A 24,808-nucleotide genomic window follows, 5' to 3' on the forward strand; every position below is an offset into this window, starting at 1 on the left:
ATAACCTCAGGATTGTCAGTTCGTATAACAAAGCAACAATCAACTTCACCCATGAAGAAATCGTCATTACTTATCGCTTCTTTGCTTATAACACCACTTGTCATCACATCCTGCAGCACCAATAAACTGGCTACAAACGGTACAGATGACAATTTGTATTTTATGGCATCGGATGTGAAATTGGCCACGCAGTACGCCGTGGAAAATAACAATCCCCAATCATTCAAAAATATTTCTGAGGAACCGGCATTGGCTGAAGAAAATTTCAGCTCAAGAAATGTCAATCCAGAATACATCTCCCGGTACCAAGCCACAGAAAATGCCACTACCTCAGAGGACGGCGTAGTCTATTTCGATGAAGGAGCTCAAGACCAAAATACTACTGGTAATATCAATGCCTACGACAATTATTCAGCTGCCGGAGAGCAAAGCGGATCCTCTTCACCGAACGTTAATTTCAATTTCGGAATGGGATTTGGCTATAGCCCTTATGGATGGGGTATGTCTCCATACATGGGTATGAGTTATGGCATGGGTTTCATGCCAGGTTTGTCTATAGGAATCGGATTTGGCTTTGGGTATCCGATGTATCCAAGCTATGGTTATGGATATCCGATGTATCCAATGTATCCTAGTTACGGATATGGATATCCTATGTATCCTATGTACCCAGGTTATGGATATCCTGTTTATCCTGGCTATCCTTCTTATGTGCTGCCAGGCGGAGAGTATGGTGACAGAAGAGTGGTTTATGGTGCAAGACCAACCAGAGGATCCTCTATTACAAACACAGGTATCAGAGCCACTGAGGCTGGAGTTATGCCAAGCACTGCCAGGGCTCAAGCCAGAGGAAATACTGCAGCAGTAAATTCCTCAGCAAGAAGATTGGTTTCATCTGAAAATACAAGAGGTGCAACCAGGGATTTTAGCAGCTCTCAAAATGACTATTACAACTCCAGCAGAAGCAGAGTAGCCACTACTCGAAATACGAATTCTCCTGCTACAGACAGAGCTGTAAATACCAGATCAAGAAGCACTATCCCTTCAGCTAGACCATCAGTCAACAGTTCGGGCGATGCAATCAGGAACTATGCATCTCCATCTAGAGGCAGCAATCCCAGTATAAATAACAGGACTTCCAGCCCATCCTATAACAGAGGAACTGTTCCTTCTTATAACAGAAATACAACACCTTCTTACAATAACAGATCTACTTCTCCTTCCTACAACAGAGGAACAACTCCATCTTACAACAGATCAGTTACTCCGAGCAGGTCGAATGATAACACTTCCACTTTCAGTGCACCGAGCAGAACAAGTACTGGTGGAGGTAGCAGTTTTAGTACTCCGAGCAGAAGCTCAGGAGGATCTTCCGGCGGAAGTGTCGGTGGATCCAGAGGAGGAAGGGGAAATTAATTTTCCCCTTTTTTTTTGAGATTAATCAACACAAAAAATCATCGCACCCGTTTATTCCATACAACCAAACAATTACTTAATGAGGTTTTTGACAGTATTTCTCACCCTCAGCTCATTCACTATTGTCGGGGCCTTTGCCCAAAGTGGATATTACGAAGATGCGTATCGCTTCAGCAGATCAAATCCCTCCGGTTCAGCAAGAATAATAGGAATAGGCGGCACTCAATATTCATTGGGTGGAGATGTTTCCAATATTGCTGGAAACCCTGCGGGTCTGGGTTTTTTCAGGAAATCTGAAGCAAGCCTAAGTTTCGGATACGCAGATTGGAAAGTAGACACCCGCTATTTGGGCCAAAACAAAACCTACAACACGACCAATTTCTCTTTGCCAAATCTCGGCTATGTGATGGCAAGTCCAAAAGAAAGTCTTGAATCCGGAGCTTTTAAAGGTGGAGCCTTTGGCTTTAGCTTCCAGCGGATAGCCAATTTCAATACCGAATATGGGTACTTTTCCAACGAAATCAGTTCAACGTCCATAATTGACTTTTATTTACAAGACGCATTTGGATATTCTACTGACCAAATAAGTAATTATGGACTTACTGGTCTAGGGTATCAAACCTATCAAATCAACCCGATTTATGACAATGATGGGAACATTATAATTGGAGAATATGAACCGATAATCGGATATGAAATTGGTCCTCTCCAAAAGGAAAACATTTCCCAGGAAGGTTCTTCTAATCAAATAAGTTTTGGGTACGGCGCAAACTTCAATCACAAGGTGTTTATTGGTGGCTCTTTGGGAATTAGAACCCTCAGCTTTAGTTCTTTAAAGACTTATGAAGAATACTTCGATGAAGGCCCTTTGATAAATTCTTCATTAAGAGAAAGCCTTTTTATCAATGGCGCAGGAGTCAATATAAACTTAGGTTTAATTTACAAGCCAATTGACTACTTGAATTTGGGATTCATTTTCCAAACTCCAACTTGGTATTCCCTAAATGAAGAATATGAAGCTGGAATTGTTGCTGATTATGGCGGATTTTACTTTGAGCCGGAAGATATAAATTTAGGGCGAGAAGAAGCAATATCTGATTTGATTATCAGTAACTATGGGCTAAACACCCCTCTGAAAATCGGCGGTGGAGCCACCTTCTTTATCGGGAAAAACGGCTTCATCTCTGCTGACCTAGACTGGGTGGATTACAGCGCCGGAAGGATCAATTCAAATGATTTCGATGAAGGACCGGACAATCAGGTGATCAAAAGTATCTATGCAAGTACCATCAATTATCGAATCGGCGGAGAGGCCAGAATCAACGCTTTCAGGTTAAGGGCTGGTTATGCATACTTTGGGGATCCCTATTCCAATTCACCCGGATTTGACCAAAGCACCTCACAGATCAGTGGTGGAGTTGGGGTGAAAATAAAAGCAATAAACATTGATTTTGCACTGGTAAACCAAAAATATAACGGACTCTACCGAAGCTATCAGGTATTGGATGAAAATGACAACAATTACGGTCCAATAACCGAATTAGAAAACAGCATCACCTCAGGAGTATTGACTATCGGCTTTAGTTTTTAAGCCGATTGATCAATTCATACATCAAAAGCTCAGCGGAAAAATCTTCACCGCTGAGCTTTATTTTTGCCAGGTTGTAAAAATATTCCCTTTGGGAAAGAAGGCTTTTAAGCTTCAGTGTGATTTCTCCTTGATCCAATCCCTGAAACATCGGACGGTTTTGAACTTTAGAAGTCCTGAGTCTGTCAGAAATCGCATCCAAAGGCACATCAAGATATACTGAAATGGACAATTCATTGATCAAATCCATATTGTCATTAAAGCATGGAGCCCCTCCACCTGTGGCCAGGACAAAAGAGAAATCTTTTTGAAGGAGTTCGGCAAGAGTCTCAGTTTCCCACTCTCTGAATTTCCCCTCACCATGTATGGAAAAGATCTCCGGAATCTTCATTTGAAATTTTTCTTCAATCTGATGATCCAAGTCAAAGTATGGGAATCGCAATTCCAGGGCAAGTTGGCGCCCAAACGTACTTTTTCCTGAACCCGGCAACCCAACCAAAACTACCTTCAGATTTTTACTCATAGAAAGAAATCCAATACATCAGTTGCTTCAGGAGTGTTGTTATGGTGGTATTTCTCCATCACCACTCCATCTTTAAGAATCATTATTCCCGGATTTGCGCGCATGATGGTTTTCACCACGGTCGCATCCGCCTGTAATCCGATCACACTCCAATTGTTTTTGGACAGGAATGCATCGATTTCTTCTTGAGTTGCTGCGGCCATAAAAACCACATCCACCGGTGCCCCTTCCATAGATTTGACCAGAGCGGTAAGCTCATCAAGGTTGGCCTCACTCATTTTTGCCATATTACTGCTAAGAATGACCACCTTATTTCCTACAAATAGAAATTCCGACTGATCACCCTCAGCATTCCATGCTGCAAAGTCTGAGATTTTGGGAAGTGCATCCGGATTTTTCAAAACCATCTCCACAAACTCATAACCCTCATCAGTCGGATACTGGTCAAGATAGACTGTCTCCTCCCCTTTTTTCATCACATAGGTATATTGAAGCGGTGCAGATGGCTGCATATTCGTAGGAATACTTACCCCTGTTTTATATGCTCTAAAATCAATAAAGGGCAAGTTTTGAATCGCCCAAAAAGCAATCCCTAGTGAAATCACTAAGGTCAAAACTGCAGAAATACTTGCCCATTTGGGAGTTTCCTCAGGCAGATCTTTTCTGAAAATGAACAGAAAAGAAATCATGATCAACAGGATTATATCCTTGTAAAACGACTCCCAAGGCGTGAGTTTGATTGCATCTCCAAAGCATCCACAATCAGTGACTTTGTTGAAATAAGCTGAATAAAAAGTCAGGAAGGTGAAAAAAAGAATCATCAGCCCCAATGCCCAAACCGTCTGCTTCAGCTTGACTCCCAAAATCAACATCACCCCTAACACCACTTCAGCAACTACCAATACCACCCCGATATACAAGGCAAATGGCTTGAAGTAGTAGAAGAATCCCGCGATATCGTTTGAGAACACATCAAAATATTCCTCCAGTTTGATCGCCGTACCTACCGGATCATTGACCTTGATGAGTCCCGAGAAAATGAAAAGTCCTCCGACCAAAATCCGGAGAATCCAAAGTATCGCTTGTTTATTCATGTGCTTGAATTTTGTTTTTTAAAGGTCACTTAGCCTGTCCCGAACTCGATTCAGGAGAATCACGGATCGATGGTATTCATTCTTCTCAAGGACGATTTTCGACATGCTCGATTTCATGATATCCTAGTTTGATTAGGCAGAAAACCGAATAATTGATCATGTCCTGGTAGTTGGCTTCAATGCCTTCCGAGACAATTGTTTTTCCCTGATTGTCCTCAATTTGCTTGACTCTGAATAGTTTCATCAGAATAATGTCGGTCATCGAACTGACCCGCATATCCCGCCAAGCCTCTCCATAGTCATGGTTTTTATTTTCGAGTAATCCCCTGGTCGCTTCAGCCCAATGATCATACACAGGCTCAAGTTCAGAATAGGGTATCTCCATCCGTTCGTCATCTTTCAGACTGATCTGGATCAAAGCGATGATACAGTAGTTGATGATACCTACAAATTCGTCAACAATTGGATCATTGACTTTTTGACTCCCCTTTTCCTGGATGGATCTGATGCGTTGGGCTTTGATAAAAATCTGATCGGTAATCGACGAAAGCCTCAAAATCCTCCAGGCTGTGCCATAATCCAAGGTTTTCTTCCGGAATAATTCTTTACATCGGCCAATTACTTGTTTATATTCGTTGCTGGTTGTAGTCTCCAAAATACTTTAGTTTAATGCTTCCCGGATCCAGTCCGTCTTCTTCGACCGAAGATAAATTATTTCCCCAAAAATATACACTCCAAATCAAGGGAAGGCTTATCTGCCTGGATAAACCCAAGGTAATGGGGATTTTAAATGTCACCCCTGATTCGTTTTTTGTCGGAAGCCGTTTGGAAAAAAATCCTGAAGAAATTCTTTCCAGAGCCAGAAAAATGATCCAGGATGGAGCGGAATTTTTGGATTTGGGAGGATACAGCACCAGACCGGGAGCTTTGGATATTTCGGTTCAGGAAGAAATCGACCGGGTCGTCCCAGCCGTGGAGTTGATCCGAAGGGAGTTTCCGAATATTTTGATTTCTGTTGACACTTTCAGATCCAAAGTGGCAGGTGCAGCAGTGTCGGCCGGTGCTGATATCATCAATGACATTTCCTCTGGAAACCTGGATGAAGACATGCTTCCCTTGGTTGCGTCACTTGGAGTACCCTATATCGCGATGCATATGAAGGGAAATCCGCAAACTATGCAGGCGCATGCCAATTATTCTGATATTTTATCGGAAATCATGCATTATTTCGCTGAAAAAGTGGATCTTTTTAGAAAACTTGGCATCAAAGATGTAATTATCGATCCCGGGTTTGGATTTGCGAAGACGGTTGAGCAGAATTTTTTCCTGCTGAAAAATCTAAGAAGTTTTGAAGCCTTGGGATTTCCAATTTTGGTGGGTATTTCAAGAAAGTCATTGATCTACAAAACTCTGCAAATCGAAGCAACTGATGCCCTTAACGGGACCACGGCATTGAATATGTTTGCTCTCTTGCAAGGAGCGAACATCCTCAGAGTTCACGACGTTAAGGAAGCAAAAGAAACAATTAAATTATTTGAACAATTATACCCTTGAGCCTGCTTTTCAAAATAGGATTTTTAGACATCTCCATCGTCAATATGATCGATATTGCGTTGGTGGCAGCCCTATTATACCAAGTCTATAAGCTCCTCAAAGGCAGTGTTGCGATCAAAATTTTCCTGGGATTTCTCTCACTCTACCTGATCTATTTGCTGGTAAGAGCACTCCGGATGGAATTGCTTTCCGCCATTTTGGGGCAATTCATGGGAGTCGGTGTCATCGCCGCCATTATCATTTTTGCTCCTGAAATCAGAAAATTCCTTTTGATTGTTGGCCGTTCTTCCATTTTCTCGGATGACAATATCCTGAAGGACATTCTGTTCTTTTGGAGAAAAAAAGAAAACTCAGCCTTCAACATAAGCCCGATCATCGATGCCGCAAAAAACCTGGCCGGAAGCAATACCGGTGCATTGATGGTGATTTCCAGCAGCACCGAATTGAAATTCTATGCGGAAAGCGGGGATATTCTGGATGCAGAACTATCGAAGCGATTGTTGATTTCGATTTTCAACAAGTACAGCCCATTGCACGATGGAGCCGTCATTATTTACAAGGGCCGAATCAAGGCAGCACGCTGCATTTTACCCGTCACCGAACGGGAAGTTCCCGCACAGTTTGGCCTTCGTCACCGCGCCGGAATAGGCATGTCAGAAGCCACAGACGCCTTGATTTTGGCAGTTTCAGAAGAAACAGGACAAATCTCCATGATGAAAAATGGGAAGGTCCTTCATAATCTTTCCTTCCAGGAAATCAGAGAAATCATCAACGATTACCTCAACAATGAGGATTTGGATGATCGATTCGAAAATCTTTCTGAGTATGACCTGACCGCCAAACGAAATCTGGCTGTCACTAAACCGTAAAAAAGTATTTAAGGATTTTAATCAGAATCTTAAGCCAAATAGAAAACCGGCAAGAAATGGTCTAAACCCATTCTCCTGCCGGTTTTCTTTGTTTCATGCTTTTTGATTACTTAATCACGCCCAATTCTTTCCCAACTTCTACAAATGCAGCAATCGCCTGATCAAGGTGATGTCTTTCGTGACCTGCTGAGATTTGGATACGGATTCTGGCTTGGCCTTTTGGTACCACCGGATAATAAAAACCGATCACATAAATTCCTTTTTCAAGGACTTTTTCGGCCATTTTCTGAGAAAGAACCGCATCGTACAGCATCAGCGGAACGATCGCATGCTCCCCTGGCTTGATGTCAAAGCCCGCTTCGGTCATTTTTGTACGGAAATATTTGGTATTTTCTTCCAGCTTATCCCTCAATTCGGTAGTCTCCGACAGCAAGTCAAAGACAGCAATCGAGGCTCCGGTTATCGAAGGTGCCAGGGTATTGGAAAACAGATAGGGTCTGGATCTCTGACGCAGCAATTCGATGATTTCTTTTCTCCCGGAAGTAAATCCTCCCGAAGCTCCTCCCAAAGCCTTTCCAAGGGTACCGGTAATGATGTCGATCTTTCCCATTACTCCCCGATGCTCGTGAACACCTCGACCTGTTTTCCCCATGAATCCTGTCGAGTGACACTCGTCAGTCATGATCAGAGCTTCGTATTTTTCAGCCAATTCCACGATTTTATCCAGCTGGGCAATGGTTCCATCCATGGAGAAAACTCCATCAGTCACGATGATTTTCTGTTTGGCTCCAGCAGCGATGGCATCCTGAAGCTGCTTTTCCAAGTCTGCCATATTGTTGTGCTCGTATCGATAGCGCATTGCTTTGCAAAGCCGAACTCCATCAATAATCGAGGCATGATTGAGCGCATCGGAAATGATCGCATCCTCCGCACCAAAAAGCGGTTCAAATACTCCGCCGTTGGCATCAAAAGCCGCTGCATAGAGGATCGTGTCCTCGGTGCCCAAAAACTCAGAGATCTTACGCTCCAGTTCCTTATGGATATCCTGGGTTCCGCAGATAAAACGCACTGACGACATCCCAAATCCATGGGTATCAATTGCGGCTTTTGCAGCCTCGATCACCCGGGGATGGGAAGATAATCCGAGGTAATTGTTTGCGCAGAAGTTGAGAACTTTCTGTCCGCCTGCGATGGTGATTTCAGCAGCTTGGGGAGAAGTGATGATCCGCTCCTTTTTGAAAAGTCCCGCTTCCTCGATGGATTTTAGCTCTTCTTGCAATTTGGGCTTAAACTGGTTGTACATGGTCGAAAGTTTAAAATTGAATTCGTTTTTTCAGGTTTTCCGCCGATCAAAAAATCGATACGGAGAGGTGATTTTTACTACTTTTGCGCAAGCAAACCCAAATATAAACAAAAACCCAGAAGCCGACTTTTGGGCATTTTTGAAAGAACTACCCATGGAAAAAATCCTCATTATCGGAGCTGCCGGACAGCTTGGTTCAGAACTCACCCGATCTCTTGCCGATCAATTTGGCGGAGAGCAAGTTATCGCAACGGATCTCAGGGATTCAGCACGAGCTGCCTTTGACTATTGCAGGTTTGAGGTACTTGATGCGATGAACAAAGAAGCACTCAGGGACTTGGTCAAAGAAGAAAATGTCACTCAGATCTATCACCTGGCCGCAGTGCTTTCAGCAACCGGAGAAAAGAACCCACTTTTTGCTTGGCATCTGAATATGGAAAGTTTGCTTTTCGTCCTCGAACTGGCCAAAGACTTGAAACTGGACAAAATCTATTGGCCCTCTTCCATCGCCGTATTCGGACCCAATACTCCAAAAATCAACACACCGCAATACTGCGTGAAAGAACCAAACACGGTCTATGGCATCAGCAAGCAGGCCGGAGAAAGATGGTGTGAATATTATTTTCAGAAATTCGGTGTGGACGTACGCAGCCTTCGTTATCCCGGACTGATCGGATACAAATCACTTCCCGGAGGTGGTACAACTGATTACGCTGTTGACATTTACCACAAGGCTTTGGCTGGCGAAAAGTTCAGCTGCTTCCTTCGCGAAGACAGCTACCTTCCAATGATGTACATGCCAGATGCGATCAAGGCAACTTTGGACTTGATGAATGCACCTAGGGAATCGGTAAAAATCCGCTCCAGCTATAACCTTTCGGGGATGAGTTTTTCCCCAAAAGAAATCTTCGAAAGTATCAAGAATCATGTGCCGGGTTTTGAAATCGAATTCAAGCCAGACTTCCGACAGGCGATTGCAGACTCCTGGCCGGACAGCATCGACGACAGTCGCGCCAGAGAAGACTGGGGATGGAAGCCGGACTACGACCTCGATGCCATGACGGCAGATATCCTGAAAAACCTTCCGGATTTTTATCCTCCGAAGAAGTAAACTAACCAAAGCCTCTTTGCCTGCAAGGAGGCTTTTCTATTTTTTAGTCTCCGGTTAAGTGATTTGGTTTCGATTCTATTTTGAAAATCTCTATTTTTCAACCCAGTCACGCGAAAATGAAGCCGAATCGAATAGCCATACTTCTCAGTCTCCTTGTTGGGATTTCGATCCTATTGTTTTTCTTTTTTGGAACTGAAAAAGAAGTCGATTTCAGCACAGAAATCAAACCCATCCTCAACAAGCACTGCATCACCTGCCATGGAGGTGTGAAGAAAAGCGGTGGATTTAGTGTTCTTTTTGAGGAAGAAGCTTTTGCACTGAACGAATCAGGACTTCCTGCCATCGTCCCCGGCAGTCCAAATTCCAGTGAACTGATCAAGCGCCTCACCCACTCCGATCCAGAACTTCGGATGCCCTACCAGCGAGCTGCGCTTTCCGACGAGGAAATCGATTTGCTGAAAACCTGGATTCGTCAGGGGGCAAAATGGGGCAAACACTGGGCCTATGAGCCTGTCCAAAAACCTGAAATCTCAGATCAAATCCAATCTGCAGGAATTGGAGCAGATGGTGATGCGCCGGAAATTTCCCCAATTGATCATTTCATACAAGAAAAACTCCAGGAGAAAGGTCTTAGTCCTTCGCCCGAAGAACAACCCCTTCGGCTGCTTCGGAGAGTTTCCCTGGATTTGACCGGATTGCCGCCATCGGATTCTTTGGTTGCGGTTTTTTCTTCGGGAAAAATCACCTACGATCAGGCCGTCGATCAGCTGCTAAACGCCAATTCTTTTGGCGAAAAATGGGCAACCTGGTGGTTGGATTTGGCCCGATACGCTGACACAAAGGGATACGAGCGAGACGTCTCCCGCACCATGTGGCCGTATCGGGATTATGTCATCCGCGCCTTCAATGCCGACAAACCCTTTGACGAATTCACTGTCGAGCAGATTGCAGGTGACCTGCTTCCCAATCCAACACAGGATCAATTGACTGCCACTGCTTTCCATCGCAATACGATGAACAATGACGAAGGTGGCACCGAGGACGAGGAGTTTCGGATCGCGGCGCTCTTGGATCGGGTTAGTACCACGTATGAAGTTTGGCAAAGTACCACCATGGCTTGTGTGCAGTGTCACAGTCATACTTACGACCCCATCCGTCATGAGGAATTTTATCAGTCTGCGGCATTTTTCAATAACACCCGGGATGAAGACACCCATGACGAGGAGCCTCGACTGAGGTTTTATGAACCGGAAGATCAGGAAAAAGTAGCCTCCATTTTGGATTGGGTAGAGGAAAATGAAGGTGAAAAAGCTGCAAAAATTCGCTCAGACTTTTTGAAATTTTACGAACCGAAGTATGCCGCGCACCTGGCAACCGACTTTAACAAATCGGAACTGATCGACACCAAATGGCTGGGACTTTGGTCCGGCGGATCAGCTGTTTATAAAAACATCGACACCCAGGGATCTGATCAACTCCTTTTGGACTACAGAACCGGATTGGACGGAACCCAAATGACAATCTGCAAAGACGGGCCCGAAGGAGAAATTCTCGCCTCCTTTGTCATGAATAAAACTGAGGGAGAGATTGTCAGACCAATTCCGTTCAAACCAATTACAGGTCTTGTTAATTTATACATTGAGGCAAAAAATCCTAAAGCAGAACCTCAGCAAAACACCTCCACCATCGTCTGGTTTGCTTTTGTCCCATCGCTGAATGGAAAAGAAAAGCCGGGATTTGCCCAGATACAAAACAATTGGGAAGAACTTTTGAAGTTCAAAGGAACCAAACTTCCCATCCTGATCGAAAATCCTCCTTACATGGCTCGGCAAACCAAGGTGTTTGAAAGAGGAAATTGGATGGTTTTGGGAGAAAATGTCAGTCCGGAAACCCCGGATGAATTTGGAGCCTGGCAAAATGAATGGCCTGCCAACCGCCTCGGGTTTGCCTACTGGTTGACTTCATCTGAAAATCCACTTACAGCGAGAACATTGGTCAATCGTGTTTGGGATCAACTTTTCGGGAGAGGAATTGTCAGAACAATTGAAGATATGGGAAGTCAGTCAGAGCCTCCCACTCATCCTGAATTGCTGGATTACCTCGCATGGAAAACGATGAATGATTACGACTGGAGCATGAAATCATTGATCCGAGAAATCGTGACTTCAGCTACTTACAAGCAATCTTCCAAGATTACAGCAGAAGCTTACCAAAAAGACCCCGACAACCAATGGTATTCGAGAGGCCCGAGATTCCGGCTTTCTGCCGAGCAGGTTCGGGATCAGGCATTGGCAGTAAGTGGTCTCCTTAGCCGAAAAATGTACGGACCGGGTGTAAAACCTCACCAACCGGAAGGCATTTGGCAGACCGTTTATAACGGAGAATCCTGGACTGAAAGCGAAGGCGAAGACAAGTATCGACGGGGAATTTATACATTTCTGAAGCGCACCAGCCCCTACCCTTCCTTCATCACATTCGATGCGGCAAGTCGTGAAGTCTGCCTCAGTAAACGATTGGTCACCAACACACCGCTTCAGGCGTTGGTCACACTCAATGATCCCGTCTACCTCGATGCTGCAAAAAATCTGGGGAAAAATTCCTGGGAAAAAAGCTCTGGAAATGCTGAAAAGGCAATTGCTCAAACCTACGAGCTATTGGTTTTGAGCAAGATTTCGGATGGCAAAAAGAAAACCTTGCTTGAATTATTTGCTGCCGCAAAAGCTGAATTCGCCAAAGACCCTAAGGCATTGGAAGAATTCTATCCGGGAGCAAATCCTGAAGTAGCAGCCATGGCGGTGGTGGCAAATGCCATGATGAATTTGGATGAATTTCTAACCAAACCTTGAGATGAAAAGCCTGGAAAAACTCTTCGCCGAACTTGCAGTTCAAAAGCTGCAAAATCAAACCCGCAGGCATTTCCTGCTGGATTGCGTGAGCAAAGTCGGAGGCTTGGCTATGGCTCCCTTGCTTTTTGGATGTGAACCGGGACAGATCTCGAAAACTTCCTCTGGGCTCAATCTCAGCGAAAGGGATCTAAATCCATTGGCTCCTTTGGCACCACCATTTTTGGGCAAAGCCAAATCCATCATCTACCTCCACATGGCCGGAGCGCCTTCTCAGTTGGAATTGTTCGATTACAAACCTGAGTTGGTCAAATATCACAATCAGGACTGCCCGGAAAGTCTTCTGGAAGGACGAAAGTTTGCCTTTATCCGAGGCGTTCCCAAAATGCTCGGTCCGCAGGCCAAATTCGAGCAGCATGGCCAATCCGGTGCGTGGGTTTCTGATTACCTCCCCCATTTCTCCAAAGTTGTGGACGAAGTGGCTTTTCTGAAAGCTGTCCACACCGACCAATTTAACCACGGACCTGCCCAATTATTTATGCAGACAGGTTCTCCCAGACTGGGAAGACCGAGTTTGGGCAGTTGGGTGACTTATGGCTTGGGTACTGAAAACCAGAATTTACCGGGATTTGTGGTACTGACTTCCGGTGGAAAAACTCCCGATGCAGGAAAAAGTGTCTGGGGTTCCGGCTTTTTACCATCAGTCTACCAAGGTGTACAATGTCGCTCCAAAGGTGATCCGGTCCTCTACCTCGAAGATCCCAGCGGCATGTCCAGAGATCTGAAGAAAAACGTCATTTCCGCCATCAATCAGGCAAATCAGGAAGATTTTGAGACTTTTGGCGATCCGGAAATCCTCTCCCGCATCAACCAGTACGAGATGGCTTACCGGATGCAGATCGAGGTGCCCGAAGTGATGAACATCAACGAGGAACCTGCGAATATTCATGAGCTTTATGGCACTAAACCCGGCGAGGAGTCCTTTGCCAACAACTGCCTTTTGGCCAGAAAACTGGTGGAAAAGGGCGTTCGGGTTGTTCAGCTTTACGACTGGGGATGGGATACGCACGGGACTGATCACGATGGATCAATCGACATGGGATTGAGAAACAAATGCCGCGAAATCGACCGGCCGATGTCTGCCTTGCTTTTGGATTTGAAGCAAAGAGGGCTCTTGGAAGAAACACTTGTGGTCTGGGGCGGAGAGTTTGGACGTACACCGATGCAGGAAAACCGCGAGGGAAAAGTCCAAAGTTTCATGGGACGAGATCACCACGTAGATGCCTTCACGATGTGGATGGCTGGCGGCGGTGTCAAAAAAGGAACCAGCTTCGGAATCACCGACGATTTTGGTTTTGCGGGAATTGACGAACGAGTTTCAGTCCATGATTTGCACGCAACGATTCTCCAGTTGATGGGCTTTGACCACGAGAAATTTACCTATGAGTTTCAGGGAAGGCCATTCCGGTTGACCGATGTTCATGGCGAGTTAATTCATTCAGTGCTATCTTGAAAAATCCGAAAAGATTGAAAAAGAAGAATTTAAACCGGATTTTGATTTATGTTTGATTTTCTCGGGCCACTTTTGGGCCGAATGCATCCACTTCTTGTTCACCTGCCGATTGGAATTCTGGTATTTGGAATCCTACTCTGTTTTTTCCCTCAGAAAGAAAAAAACAATCTAGTCCCAGCAGCGCGTTTGGCATTTTTGCTTGGTGGAATTGCGGCATTTGGTGCAGGAATCAGCGGATTTCTTCAATACCAGTTTGAAGGTTTTGTCTGGGAGGACGTGATGATTCACCTGATTGCAGGAGTTATTACTGCTTTTGGAAGTTTGGCGCTTTATTACCAACTCCGAAAAAGCGATGCAATTACCCAAAAAACCAAAATCTCAGCCCTTGCTTTGGGTTTGATTTTGACCCTTACCGGGCATCTTGGTGGCACCTTGACCCATGGAGAAAACTATTTCGCGGAAGTGCTTCCGATGGAACTCCAAACCCTTTTGGGGTTTGAAATCCAACCTGAAAAAGGCCCAGAACTTGCCGAAGAAAACTGGGAAAACGCAGAACTTTTTACAGCAGTAATCCAACCCATTTTCAACCAAAACTGCAAAAGCTGCCATAACCCAAGAAACAAAAAAGGTGAGCTAGATCTCACCACAATGAAGGGTTTGTTAGCCGGAGGAGAAGATGGATTGGTTTTGACAGCGGGCGATCCAGATCATAGCGAGCTTTTCTCAAGGTTGATCTTGCCCAAAGAAGATGACAATCACATGCCTCCGGCAGAAAAACGCCAGCCTTCCAAAGAAGAAATCGCGCTGATTGAAAGCTGGATCAAAAATGGAGGAACCGAAAAAGGCACCTTGGCCGAAGCCGAAATTCCACGAAAACTGATTGAACAGTTTATTGTCAGAAATGAAATCCCCTTCTATCCGGTCAATACAATTGCTTCAATCTCCGGCGATTCTTTAGCCGCTTTGAAAGCTTCAGGATTTTTTGCCGAGGCGGTGGAGTCCGGTTCTGGGCTTTTAAAAATCACCTGCACCAATTTTCCCGGTTTTCAGGATGGGGATTGGGCCAAGCTTTCTCCCGTCAAGAACAGAATTGCTTACCTTGATTTAGGAGGAACTAAACTATCTGATGCCCTTTTGGACAGCATCGGACTTTTGCCAAATCTTACGGTTTTGAAGCTCAGCAGCACTTCCATTTCTGGGGAATCCCTGAATAAATTGTCTCAATTACCAAATCTGAAACTGCTTTACCTGAACGGTACAGGAGTGACTTTGGAGCAAATTCAAACCTTGACTCCAAGCAAATCTCTGGAAAAGGTCTTTGCCTATGAAACCCCGGCTTCGGCTGAATTCCCTAATTCAGGAAAGCTGAGTTTCCCTTTTTTGTTGGAAACAGGAAATTACTCGCTTCCCAAATTGCCAACAGATACGATCGTGTACTAATCATCAAATGCGTAAAAATTAGAAACGTTTACAATCATTTGATCTTTTGAAACATTAAGGAAGTTTAGACCATTAAGCTTTCAAAAATCAAGGTTTGAAAAATAAAAAAATAAAGGCAAAGTACTGATTTCCAGCACTTAATTTTCTAAATGGTAAAAAAATAATTCTATTTCAAATTAAAGTTTCTCCTCGATTTTTCCAGGAACAAAGCCCAAAGTCAAACTACCATCCGGATAAGAGATCACTGGCCGCTTGATCATACTTGAATTTTCGATCAAAATCGAAATTGCTGTTTCTGCTTTTTCCAGGGCTTTTTTCTGAGAATCCTCCATTTTGCGGTAAGTCGTGCCTTGTTTGTTGACCAAAGTATCCAATGAAGTTCTTGATAAAAAGCCTTCCATGAGCTCCTGACTTGGCTTTTGTTTTTTGTAATCGATGAATTCGTAGGAAACACCTTTTGACTCCAAAAAGTCAAAAGCTTTTTTCATCGTGTCACAATTCTTGATTCCGTAAACTTTAATGGACATGCTAGGCTTTTTTTATTTTAATTCAGAATGAACGAGGGGCAAAAATACTTTTTCATTCCCTAATCCCCCAAATCATTCCAATTGATCAGGGTATTCCAAACCAACGGCGCATCATGATGGTTCAGGAAGCGGTGCAGCGGATCAAATGTGAAAGCGATGATCCGTCCTTTTCCAACCGGAACATTGAAAATGCCTCCCTGACCGATTATGGTTTGCTCGTTTCTTACCATTCCGGATCGGACATAGGGCGGTTCTTTTCCGGCTTCTGCCTTTTCTTCTTTTTTGGGTTCGGGATTCTCCATTCCCATGATTTTGCCGGTGTAAGGTTCCTCATCTTTCAGTGGCTTAGTGCCATATTGGAGCACCATCATGTCTCTTTTGGCCAGTTCAACTTGGTAAAGGGGTCCATTTCCCCTGAAAATCGAAAAGGTCTCGGGAAACCCATAAAGTACGGGATGATTGGATTTTTTGGCTTTTACCGTCACCACCGAACCCGGATGAAAAAGTCCCGATGCGTTATAAGATTCCAGATCTCGAGTGATTCCAGTCTCAGCGACCATGACAGTAGAATTATCCAAGGTGATCACCACGCCACCAGCCTCAACAAACTGTTTGAGGTTTTCTATTCCCATAAATCCCGGACCTCCGGTAATGTCAGGACTTGAATCCGGCAAGCCGTGAGATGGAAATTGATCCGTTTTGGTATAAGGCATCGGCCCAAATCGAGCGTCGATTCCATGGATAAAATCTGCAGCCGTTCCTCTTGATCTCGGCACCAAGATCACATCAAATTTGGAATTGAGATTACCAGCCTTCAGGTCATCCTTGTCAATTGAAGTGTAGGGAATTCCGCGCTGCTCAAAAGTATAGCGTGACCAGCCCTCATCCTGGGTATTGAACCAAGTATGGTAAATGGCCACTTTGGGAAGCTGGACCAGATGGGTTTGGTCGGAATCCGGGGAAGAGGAGCCTCGAAGTAGGTCAAGTCCAAACTTCTCTCCCAGTTCTTCAGCCTTGGAAGCAGAGATTCCTTTGATAATCAATGAACCCACATTTAAGGTGTCCTGGCCCACTGCAAATTCAGACTTCAACACCCGAATCTCCGCATTTTTATCCTGTTCCTTTATCCAATACAAAGCTGGTAAAACGGTGTTTTGAGCCTGATAGTGAATGAAAAAAGTATCGCCGTCACCTGAGATTTTACCTGCATAGGTCACATCCGATTCGATTTTTTTTAAGGATGAAATCTCATATCCGATGCTGTCTTTCTGTTGCACCTCCACTCCGTACAAGTAACCCAAGGTCCAGGCAATGTCATCGTAAGGTGGGAATTTGGCTTCCTTGGGATACTTCTGCTCCGTCAGCAAAGTCACGGCAAGGTTTCGGTAGGGTTGATCCAACAAAACCACATACTCTCCAGAATCGGCTTGATGAACCTCGATCGCCTGAGCGCGAAGCTGATTGACAAGGTAGGCCGCCATGGCTGGATCTTTTTGTTTGGCAGGAATCACAAAAGCTTTCGGACTTTCTTCCTTTCCCTTTCGGATTGAATTCACTCCTTTTTGATAAAAATTCCTTAAAAGCTGTTCTCCATTTTGTGCAGCATAAGTCAATGAGGCAATAACCCCAGCCTGCATGTAGTTTACGTTATTCCTGGCCGACCAATAAACACGCTCAGTCGGAGGATCGGGACGGTACCATTCCCTAGTGGTTGCCGGATCACCGGCGTATTTCTGATTGGATAAATCCCGCATGTAGGTATTTGCCCCGGCGTTACCGAAAGTCTCATAAAACCGCCCGTTGGAATTGTGATTATTTGCCACCCAAATACCATAGCCCGGCCACCAACCATCATAGAATGCCCAGGTAAAAGCACCGGGCATACCTTGCGTAGCCAATGTGGTGATATCGTGATTGGCCATGACCTGCCACTCCCCGATCGTCACCGGATCCACCTGTTCGTTGTATGGGCCGGTTCCTGTGGAAATGTAAAGCAATGGAACTGACTCATGAAGATCCAACATGACCGTAGGGTGCCACTCGTAAAAAATGGAGAAAATCCCTTTGGTAATCGCCTGAGAAACCTGCAAGCCGTCTCGGTTGTTGTCGTGGAAGACATACTTTCCCCAATAGGGGGCAGAGCGTGGGAAGCCGTCTTCCCATTCTGTTCTGGCCTTGGTATAGCGGTAGTACCAGTCCACCAGTTTGTCCCGCCCGTCAGGTTCGGAGACTGGATTAATCAGAACGATGACATTATCCCGAATTTGCTTGATCGTCTTGTCTTCGCTGGTGATCAGCCGATATGCTAATTCCATCAGCATTTCTGGAGAACCCATTTCGGTAGAATGCATTCCACCATTTAGATAGTAAACAGGTTTAGCCGTTTCCAGTATCGCTTCGGCTTCTTCTGCATTTGTGGTTCTCGGATCAGCGAGTTTTGAAAGGTGAGATTTGTAGTTATCCAACTTCTCCATGCTGTCATCATTGCCGATGACCACCATGTAAATTGGCCTTCCCTCCTCAGTTGTTTCCACCTGCTTGATTTGAAGATGAGGGGATTTCTCCGCCAAAAGCTGGTAATACCCAAAGATCTCAGTGGTATTATGCATCACTCCGGGAGCTCCGATAATCTCTCCAAAATGTTTCAGTGGTGACGGAATTGAAGGATGATCGACCAAATTCATCACAGAACCCGGCAAAAACCTGGGATCGGTGGTAAATTCTTTGATTTTATTGCCGTATTCCGTATCGATTTTTTGGGCAAAAACCGAAGAACTGATCCACCCACAGGCGATCAATCCGAGCAAAAGTGACTTTTTCATAAAAAGGATGGTGGTCTGAACTATCGAATGAGAAGATAGCAGATTAAGCTGAAATGAAAATTCTGCTCATGTAAAATCCAGGATTGTGAAAAGCCAAAAAATTAAGGCTGACATTTCTGCCAGCCTTTTCAATTAATTGAAAATCTCTTTCATACTTTCCTCGTGTGCCTGAAGGATTTTCCCGATCAATTCATCGGTCAAAGCTGTAGACAAAAACAAAGTCTCAAACTGGCTTGGGGCGAGGTAAACACCCAGCTTCAGCATGGCTTGGAAATACTTTCCAAAAAGACCTGTATCCGAGGTTTTTGCCGATTCAAAATCAATCACATCTTCCTCGGTGAAAAACAGAGAATACATGCTTCCCAATTGATTGATCGTAAAATCATAGCCTAGCTTTGCATTAATAGTCGAGATTCCGGTAGCTATTTGCATTCCGATTTCATCCAATCTTGAATAAACTTCCGGATGAGAATTCAAGTATTTCAGCATGGTCAATCCAGCGGCCATTGCAATCGGATTTCCTGAAAGTGTCCCTGCCTGATACACTGGACCAGCCGGAGACACAAATTCCATGATTTCCTTTTTCCCTCCATAAGCCCCTACCGGCATACCTCCGCCGATGATTTTGCCCAAAGTCGTCATGTCGGGAATTACACCAAAAAGCTCCTGAGCGCCACCTCTCGCCAGACGGAATCCGGTCATCACTTCGTCAAAAATCAAAACGATTCCCTCACGGGTGCAGATATCTCTCAATCCTTGCAAATAGCCGGGATTTGGCAGGCAGAGTCCCATATTTCCCGGCACGGGCTCCAGGATCAAAGCAGCAATTTCTCCATAATTCGCCGCCACAAGATTTTCGATTGCATCGAGGTCATTGTAGGGAGCCAAAAGAGTGTCTTTTGCCGTGCCTTCTGTCACTCCAGGCGAATCCGGATGTCCCATAGTGATAGCTCCCGAACCGGCAGCAATCAGGAAAGAATCCCCATGACCATGGTAATGACCTTCCATCTTGATGAATTTATCCCGACCGGTGTAGCCACGAGCAACCCGAATGGCTGACATGGTGGCTTCTGTGCCGGAATTTACCATACGGACTTTTTCGACCGAAGGAACCATGCTTACTATCAGTTCAGCTATCTCGACTTCTTTGGCAGTTGGTGCTCCAAAAGAAGTTCCATTTGACATCGCTTCGATCACTGCCTCGCGGATCATGGGATGATTATGACCAAGGATCATTGGTCCCCAACTGTTGATCAGCTCGATGAAGGAGTTTCCGTCTTCATCGAAGAGATATGCCCCGTCGGCTTTCTTGATAAAAATCGGCTCTCCTCCCACGGCACGAAATGCCCGCACAGGGGAATTGACTCCTCCGGGAATGAAGTTTTTTGCTTTGGCAAAAAGCCTTTTGCTTTCAGAAATCTGCATGATTTATTGTAATGGAATCAGCTCACCGGCCTCGAGTTTGAAAACCGGCGTGTAGCTGTTGTTGTTCGATTTTTGAAAATTAAAGCCATAAGTCAATTTACCGGGCTGAAAAGAGCGCTGGTCAAGACTTCTTCTCAGGTCATAGCCAAATGAAGGAGTGGAATTGGAACCTAACCAATACACTAATTCAGCACCCAACACTGAGTTCATCAATGGGTAAGCCAGAAATTGCTCATAATACTTGTCCCGAAACTGATTCATGGACTCGGCATCAAACTTAGGCGTGTTGTTGGAGATGAAATAGAAATTAGGATACTCCAGCATTTCGTAATTGGCAAAATTAAAACCCAACCAAGAATCCATCACCAAGACAGGGACGGCAGTGGTGATGCTTTCCATCAGGGCAAATACCGACTGCCCGATCGCAGGGTCATCAGAAAGCAAAATGATCTGATCAACGGATGGATTATTTCCCCTGCTTACCCCAAGGCCCTGAAGAAAAGTAGAGGCATTTCTGGGATCAATTTTCTGGATTTTTGTCACCTGAAAACCAGCTTTTTCCAAATCCGACTGTAAGAGCAAGCCTAGCTTCTCATCTCTGGAACTGCTGCTATATCCAATTGCCACTCGCTTCCCCCAATTCTGAGACTTGAGGCTGGAAATAATCCCAGATGAAAGGGAAATCACCGATGGTCTGAAAAGATAGCTGTATTCTGACTCTTCGAATCTTTCACCCAAATTTGAAAGTGGATGAATAAATGGAATTTGTTCTTTTTCCGCAAAAGCACTGACAAATTCACTTTCCTCCGGATAAATCGGGCCAATGATCGCATCGGCCTGTTTTACGGCAGGATCATTCAAAAGATTGGTAAGATGGTTCAAATCCCTTTTGGAATCAAAAGTCACCAAATTGACTTTTTGCCCCTCACTTTTCAACTGATCCACCCCAAACTCGATGCCTTGATACAGCTCAAACATAAAATCTGTGAAGCCAACACTTGATACGGAAGATGCATCTGAACTAGTAAATGGCAGGATAACCACCAAATCCAACACTTCATCTTTCACTGCATTCTTATTGGAAGTAGTTGACCTTATCTGATTCAATGCGGCAATTTCACTTGCAGACATAATCGTTTGCTTTTGCAAAACTGCCGCTAAAGCTGTGGCATATCCTTCATTGGCTTTGAATTCATCAAGATTGGCAACCAAATAACTTGCTGTAGCATTTTTCAAATACACAAAGGTTGCATTATAAGCCTGGATTAGAATCTCCTCTTTCTTTATGGTCTGAATCACCTTAAGTGCTTCGGTGTTCTGATTATTTTTAAAATAAGCAATCGCCAAAAGGTATTTGGACTCATCGGATTTGTTCCAGTTCTTACCATAAACCGGCTGCAAGGCACTTATCGCCTGAGCAGGTTGATTGGCACCAAGTGCTGCTTCCGCCAAATGAAAAGCGGCATAATTGGAGAGATTTCCATATTTATTGGGATCTGTCAATGGTTTAAACCCATTGATAGCAGCCCAGTAATCTTTTGCCAAAAGGGCAGTTTTAGCTTTTTGATATTCCTCCGGGAGCCCTTGAGCTTTTGAAAATTGAATGGAAAAAAGTAAAAGAAAGATGATGAACAGATTTCGCATGATTCCGGGTGGGTCGGGATGATTGTCGCAGGGGCAAATTTAACCCATTATTTTCAAACCCAAAGTTTGGGCCAGAAAGGGTTTGAAAATGAAAAACCCGAAGTTTCTCCTTCGGGTTTTGAATGGTTAACTATTTTTGGGAAGGGACTATTACAAGGCTCTACACCTATCCCAGCTAGGGGCCAACCCCTATTTTCTAAGGAGATTCAAGAGTCCCTTTCGGGTTTCTCCAGTCTTTTCAAGGTTTAAGACCCAGAAGTAAGTTCCTTCAGGAACTGATTTTCCATCGTAAGTCCCATCCCATCTTTCATCCGGATTTTCTGTAGAAAAAATCAGTGAACCGCCTCTTTCATAAATCTGGATATTGGCACTCTCAATGGTTCCCAAAGCTGGTACACCCCAGTCATCATTGACACCGTCATGATCCGGAGTGAAGGTATTAAAAACTTCAATTTCACTGATCCGGGTAAACATCGTATTCAAAAGGAATTCTTTTTGAATGACGTTTCCTCCTCTATCTTCAATTTTAACCAAGATTGAGTACTGGTTCTTGATTTCTGGATTTGCCTGGTTTTTCCAGGAAAGGGAATTTCCATTGACCTGAAAAAGGGCGTTGTCTAAGCTTCCCTCCACCAGTGAAATGGCATGAGAATCATCTGCTTTGTCAATGACAGTTAACTTGCCGATTTCTGAAACTGCCTTGGTAGAAGCGGGTTCAAATTTATCATTGCTCAAACGAACATCCTCAGGTGCAGATTTTGGCAAAATTGTGAGTTTCTGTACAGGATTTAACAATTCAGGATTTTGGATTCCATCCGGTAATCCCAAGACTCCAGCCATTAAATAACTGCCTTTCACAAAGAGATTGAGCTGGCTTTTCTCCCAAGTAACCGGCAATTCAAGAATCTGCCCGTCTTTGGTCAAAGCGGAGACATGTGAAGGAAGATTAGGCAAGGTTGCCCATGGGGTTTCAACCTCAATAGGGTCAAGGACCGTACCCAATTCTGCCGGAACAATTTCAAAAACGGCTTCCCTGAAATCTAACTCATAATTAGAACTGGCCTTCAGATCACCAAAACCGATTTCATACTCTCCTACTTTCTCGCCTGCAGCTCTTTTTACATTTCCTGAAATAACATTTGCAATTTCCTGAACATCCAAGCCAACCACATGGTAAGTCAATTCAGGGTCCGAGTTTCCGAAGATTTTTTGCGTCTCCACAGCCTCAAGAATCACTTCTTTCTTGATGATTTCAAAATAGGAGGGTGAAAACTCGATTTTATAATTCCCTCCGGAATTCAGAGTTCCTTGGTTGATTTGATATTGGCCCACATTTTCACCTTCGACCCGCTGCAATTCCCCTGATACGATTTCTTGGCTATCATCATATTTCAACCCGGAAACCGAAAAACCAAACTCCTGATCTGAAGAACCAAAGACCTTTTTCTGACCGGATACCACAGACACTTGGAGGCCTGCTGGCTCCACAGTTACTGTTTGCTCCAAAGGAATAAAATTGGAAATGCTAAAAGTAGAGGTAGTGGCAATTGTAGCCTTCACTTTAGTAGTGCCCGCCTTCAAAATCATGGCACTGTTTCCATTTATTCTAAGAATGGTTGAGTCCTCTGCGGTATAAATTATCGGTTGGCCCAAATGATCCACCTCTTCCCCCAAATTGTAATCCGGATCTCCATAAGTTTTTAGCATTTCCTGCGGAAAATTGAGCCCGGAGGGGACTCTAGCGTTTTCCAAACCCGGAATTGGGTTTTTGCTCACTTTTTGCCCAACCGGATCATACTTTATAGACTTTAAATAAGGATAAGAAATCATTGCCAACAAATCGGTCGGTTCTTTGATCTCCCATACATCTGAAAAATTCCAATATCCTAATGCCAAAGAATCTTTTCCTTTAAGGGCCTTGGTATTCATGCCGGAACCTCCGCCGGAGTTGGAATCCTGCCCGGTTTTCTCCACATCCCAAAATGAATCAATGAAAGTGACTTTGGATTCTGTCCAACCTACTAATCCTCCAACTTGGCTTTTTGCAAAGACTGTTCCGGCTGCATAAGAGGTCTTAAGAATTGCTCCCCTAAACCTGCCAACCAATCCACCTGCTACTTCATTTGCTGTGACATGGGAAACGCTGTATGAATCTTGGATCAGGTTGTCGGCTTGAGAGTGAAAATACCCAACCAATCCGCCAACCTCCAAGTTTGCACTGACTCTTCCTGAGGAAAAACTACGGTTAAGATTGGTTTGGTATGCATTTCCTGCAATCCCTCCTGCACTTCTGTATCCTGCAATAGTTCCAAGCGAGTAGCTGTCTGCAATTTCTGAATTACCAATGGTACCTACCAGGCCTCCCACATAGTATTTGCCCTCCACCTGTCCGTCAAAGGAACAATTGAAAATTTTAACCTTTATACCAACACCCAATAAACCACCGGTATCACTCCCCCCTTTGATCAGAAAATTGTTTAGCTGAAGGTTTTTAAACTGGGCATTGCCTGCTTTGCCAAAAAGACCGATCGTACTCTGGACCGGTCTGTTGATCACCAAGTCGGAAATCGAGAAGTTATTGCCATCAAAAATTCCTGTAAAATTGGAAATCGGAAGCCATCCCAAACCTGAATTTGAATTTGGTCCAGCGTATTCGTCGTATCCTGGACTATTTTTATCCAGATTTCCGACCAAAATAAAAACGGAAAATTGCTTATCCTTAATCCCGGCAAGTTGTTCCCAATTGGCAATTCGGTAAGGATCTTCTTTGATGCCTTTTCCACCTGCAAACTGTGCTTGCAAATCCGAGATTCTGAGAAAAAGAAAAGAGACCGCCAAAATCAGTGCTTTCAAGGAAATTCCAGGCTGGAAAATATTTTGACAAATATTTATCATTCGCCCTTGAATAAAGAGCATTCCCTTAACACACAATTCAACTTTCAAAAGTTGAAGCGCTTTAGCCGAAAATAGAAACCTCTTCATTACACTTAAGTATATTTTGAAACACCAAAAAGCAAAAAAAATTAAACCGCCATTTAATAAGTAAAAAAACTGATGTAAAAGTGATTCATTAAAAATATTATTTCAAATAACAGATGTTTCAAAAATAACTTTTGAAACACATAGAGCTATTCAA

General features: G+C 44.2%; 17 protein-coding genes. 8 read left to right on the forward strand and 9 right to left on the reverse strand.

The genetic code is table 11. The features are described 5' to 3' along the window. Positions 1-51: 51 nt before the first annotated feature. Both B0E43_RS14715 and B0E43_RS14720 read left to right on the forward strand, forming a co-directional pair. Positions 52-1,416 carry a hypothetical protein gene (locus tag B0E43_RS14715; RefSeq protein ID WP_254423439.1) on the forward strand — a complete coding sequence of 455 codons (1,365 nt, stop codon included), beginning with the start codon at positions 52-54 and terminating at the stop codon, positions 1,414-1,416. Positions 1,417-1,495: 79 nt separating this feature from the next. Continuing rightward, positions 1,496-3,007 carry an OmpP1/FadL family transporter gene (locus B0E43_RS14720; RefSeq protein ID WP_077351015.1) on the forward strand — a complete coding sequence of 504 codons (1,512 nt, stop codon included), beginning with the start codon at positions 1,496-1,498 and terminating at the stop codon, positions 3,005-3,007. Here the strand turns inward: B0E43_RS14720 and B0E43_RS14725 are convergent. The 3 genes from B0E43_RS14725 to B0E43_RS14735 form a co-directional block, all read right to left on the reverse strand. After that, positions 2,997-3,527: a shikimate kinase gene (locus B0E43_RS14725; protein WP_077351017.1), complete on the reverse strand. Its 531-nt coding sequence runs from the start codon at positions 3,525-3,527 to the stop codon at positions 2,997-2,999. The two genes, B0E43_RS14720 and B0E43_RS14725, sit on opposite strands and share 11 nt — an antisense overlap. Beyond that, positions 3,524-4,621 (reverse strand): BT_3928 family protein, encoded by a 1,098-nt coding sequence (locus B0E43_RS14730; RefSeq protein WP_077351019.1) that lies wholly within the window; start codon positions 4,619-4,621, stop codon positions 3,524-3,526. Before B0E43_RS14730 ends, B0E43_RS14725 begins: the two co-directional genes overlap by 4 nt. A gap of 85 nt (positions 4,622-4,706) precedes the next feature. After that, positions 4,707-5,276 (reverse strand): DUF1599 domain-containing protein, encoded by a 570-nt coding sequence (locus B0E43_RS14735; RefSeq protein WP_077351021.1) that lies wholly within the window; start codon positions 5,274-5,276, stop codon positions 4,707-4,709. Positions 5,277-5,290: 14 nt separating this feature from the next. Here B0E43_RS14735 and folP point away from each other — a divergent pair, with 14 nt between their 5' ends. Both folP and cdaA read left to right on the forward strand, forming a co-directional pair. Further along, the gene (gene folP, locus B0E43_RS14740; protein WP_077351023.1) at positions 5,291-6,175 is read left to right on the forward strand and encodes a dihydropteroate synthase; all 885 of its coding nucleotides are present in this window, start codon (positions 5,291-5,293) and stop codon (positions 6,173-6,175) included. Beyond that, positions 6,172-7,044, forward strand: a complete 873-nt coding sequence (cdaA, locus tag B0E43_RS14745; protein ID WP_077351025.1) for a diadenylate cyclase CdaA — start codon at positions 6,172-6,174, stop codon at positions 7,042-7,044. Before folP ends, cdaA begins: the two co-directional genes overlap by 4 nt. Before the next feature lie 106 nt (positions 7,045-7,150). Here the strand turns inward: cdaA and kbl are convergent, their stop codons facing one another. Further along, the gene (gene kbl, locus B0E43_RS14750; protein ID WP_077351027.1) at positions 7,151-8,347 is read right to left on the reverse strand and encodes a glycine C-acetyltransferase; all 1,197 of its coding nucleotides are present in this window, start codon (positions 8,345-8,347) and stop codon (positions 7,151-7,153) included. A gap of 154 nt (positions 8,348-8,501) precedes the next feature. On the opposite strand from kbl, the gene B0E43_RS14755 reads away from it, so the two are divergent. The 4 genes from B0E43_RS14755 (at position 8,502) to B0E43_RS14770 (ending at position 15,254) form a co-directional block, all read left to right on the forward strand. Beyond that, the gene (locus B0E43_RS14755; protein ID WP_077351095.1) at positions 8,502-9,458 is read left to right on the forward strand and encodes an NAD-dependent epimerase/dehydratase family protein; all 957 of its coding nucleotides are present in this window, start codon (positions 8,502-8,504) and stop codon (positions 9,456-9,458) included. A 116-nt stretch (positions 9,459-9,574) separates the two neighbouring features. Further along, on the forward strand, positions 9,575-12,304 hold the full coding sequence (locus B0E43_RS14760) for a PSD1 and planctomycete cytochrome C domain-containing protein (RefSeq protein ID WP_077351029.1): 2,730 nt from the start codon (positions 9,575-9,577) through the stop codon (positions 12,302-12,304). Between the two features lies 1 nt (position 12,305). After that, positions 12,306-13,814 (forward strand): DUF1501 domain-containing protein, encoded by a 1,509-nt coding sequence (locus tag B0E43_RS14765; RefSeq protein WP_077351031.1) that lies wholly within the window; start codon positions 12,306-12,308, stop codon positions 13,812-13,814. 48 nt (positions 13,815-13,862) lie between these two features. Beyond that, complete coding sequence (locus B0E43_RS14770) at positions 13,863-15,254, forward strand: c-type cytochrome domain-containing protein (protein WP_077351033.1); 1,392 nt, start codon at positions 13,863-13,865, stop codon at positions 15,252-15,254. Between the two features lie 176 nt (positions 15,255-15,430). Here the strand turns inward: B0E43_RS14770 and B0E43_RS14775 are convergent, their stop codons facing one another. From B0E43_RS14775 to B0E43_RS14795, 5 genes are all read right to left on the reverse strand, one after another. Beyond that, positions 15,431-15,781, reverse strand: a complete 351-nt coding sequence (locus B0E43_RS14775) for a Spx/MgsR family RNA polymerase-binding regulatory protein (protein ID WP_077351036.1) — start codon at positions 15,779-15,781, stop codon at positions 15,431-15,433. Positions 15,782-15,840: 59 nt separating this feature from the next. Then, the gene (locus B0E43_RS14780; RefSeq protein ID WP_077351037.1) at positions 15,841-18,603 is read right to left on the reverse strand and encodes a M14 metallopeptidase family protein; all 2,763 of its coding nucleotides are present in this window, start codon (positions 18,601-18,603) and stop codon (positions 15,841-15,843) included. 132 nt (positions 18,604-18,735) lie between these two features. Beyond that, positions 18,736-20,028: a glutamate-1-semialdehyde 2,1-aminomutase gene (hemL, locus tag B0E43_RS14785; RefSeq protein WP_077351039.1), complete on the reverse strand. Its 1,293-nt coding sequence runs from the start codon at positions 20,026-20,028 to the stop codon at positions 18,736-18,738. Between the two features lie 3 nt (positions 20,029-20,031). After that, a complete protein-coding gene (locus B0E43_RS14790) occupies positions 20,032-21,672 on the reverse strand; it encodes a tetratricopeptide repeat protein (RefSeq protein ID WP_077351041.1) in 1,641 nt (546 codons plus the stop codon). 189 nt (positions 21,673-21,861) lie between these two features. Then, the gene (locus tag B0E43_RS14795) at positions 21,862-24,567 is read right to left on the reverse strand and encodes an MBG domain-containing protein (RefSeq protein WP_168171955.1); all 2,706 of its coding nucleotides are present in this window, start codon (positions 24,565-24,567) and stop codon (positions 21,862-21,864) included. Positions 24,568-24,808 lie beyond the last annotated feature (241 nt).

The sequence above is a fragment of the Algoriphagus sp. A40 genome (assembly GCF_002002735.1).
Lineage (GTDB): Bacteria > Bacteroidota > Bacteroidia > Cytophagales > Cyclobacteriaceae > Algoriphagus.

Bases quoted from the DNA above. Each gene is read 5' to 3' on its own strand.
- B0E43_RS14755 (WP_077351095.1), top strand. From the start codon at position 8,502: ATGGAAAAAATCCTCATTATCGGAGCTGCCGGACAGCTTGGTTCAGAA.
- B0E43_RS14720 (WP_077351015.1), top strand. From the start codon at position 1,496: ATGAGGTTTTTGACAGTATTTCTCACCCTCAGCTCATTCACTATTGTC.
- folP (WP_077351023.1), top strand. From the start codon at position 5,291: ATGCTTCCCGGATCCAGTCCGTCTTCTTCGACCGAAGATAAATTATTT.
- B0E43_RS14790 (WP_077351041.1), bottom strand. From the start codon at position 21,672: ATGCGAAATCTGTTCATCATCTTTCTTTTACTTTTTTCCATTCAATTT.
- B0E43_RS14775 (WP_077351036.1), bottom strand. From the start codon at position 15,781: ATGTCCATTAAAGTTTACGGAATCAAGAATTGTGACACGATGAAAAAA.
- B0E43_RS14715 (WP_254423439.1), top strand. From the start codon at position 52: ATGAAGAAATCGTCATTACTTATCGCTTCTTTGCTTATAACACCACTT.
- B0E43_RS14760 (WP_077351029.1), top strand. From the start codon at position 9,575: ATGAAGCCGAATCGAATAGCCATACTTCTCAGTCTCCTTGTTGGGATT.
- B0E43_RS14795 (WP_168171955.1), bottom strand. From the start codon at position 24,567: ATGATAAATATTTGTCAAAATATTTTCCAGCCTGGAATTTCCTTGAAA.
- B0E43_RS14730 (WP_077351019.1), bottom strand. From the start codon at position 4,621: ATGAATAAACAAGCGATACTTTGGATTCTCCGGATTTTGGTCGGAGGA.
- hemL (WP_077351039.1), bottom strand. From the start codon at position 20,028: ATGCAGATTTCTGAAAGCAAAAGGCTTTTTGCCAAAGCAAAAAACTTC.
- B0E43_RS14725 (WP_077351017.1), bottom strand. From the start codon at position 3,527: ATGAGTAAAAATCTGAAGGTAGTTTTGGTTGGGTTGCCGGGTTCAGGA.
- kbl (WP_077351027.1), bottom strand. From the start codon at position 8,347: ATGTACAACCAGTTTAAGCCCAAATTGCAAGAAGAGCTAAAATCCATC.
- B0E43_RS14765 (WP_077351031.1), top strand. From the start codon at position 12,306: ATGAAAAGCCTGGAAAAACTCTTCGCCGAACTTGCAGTTCAAAAGCTG.
- B0E43_RS14780 (WP_077351037.1), bottom strand. From the start codon at position 18,603: ATGAAAAAGTCACTTTTGCTCGGATTGATCGCCTGTGGGTGGATCAGT.
- B0E43_RS14770 (WP_077351033.1), top strand. From the start codon at position 13,863: ATGTTTGATTTTCTCGGGCCACTTTTGGGCCGAATGCATCCACTTCTT.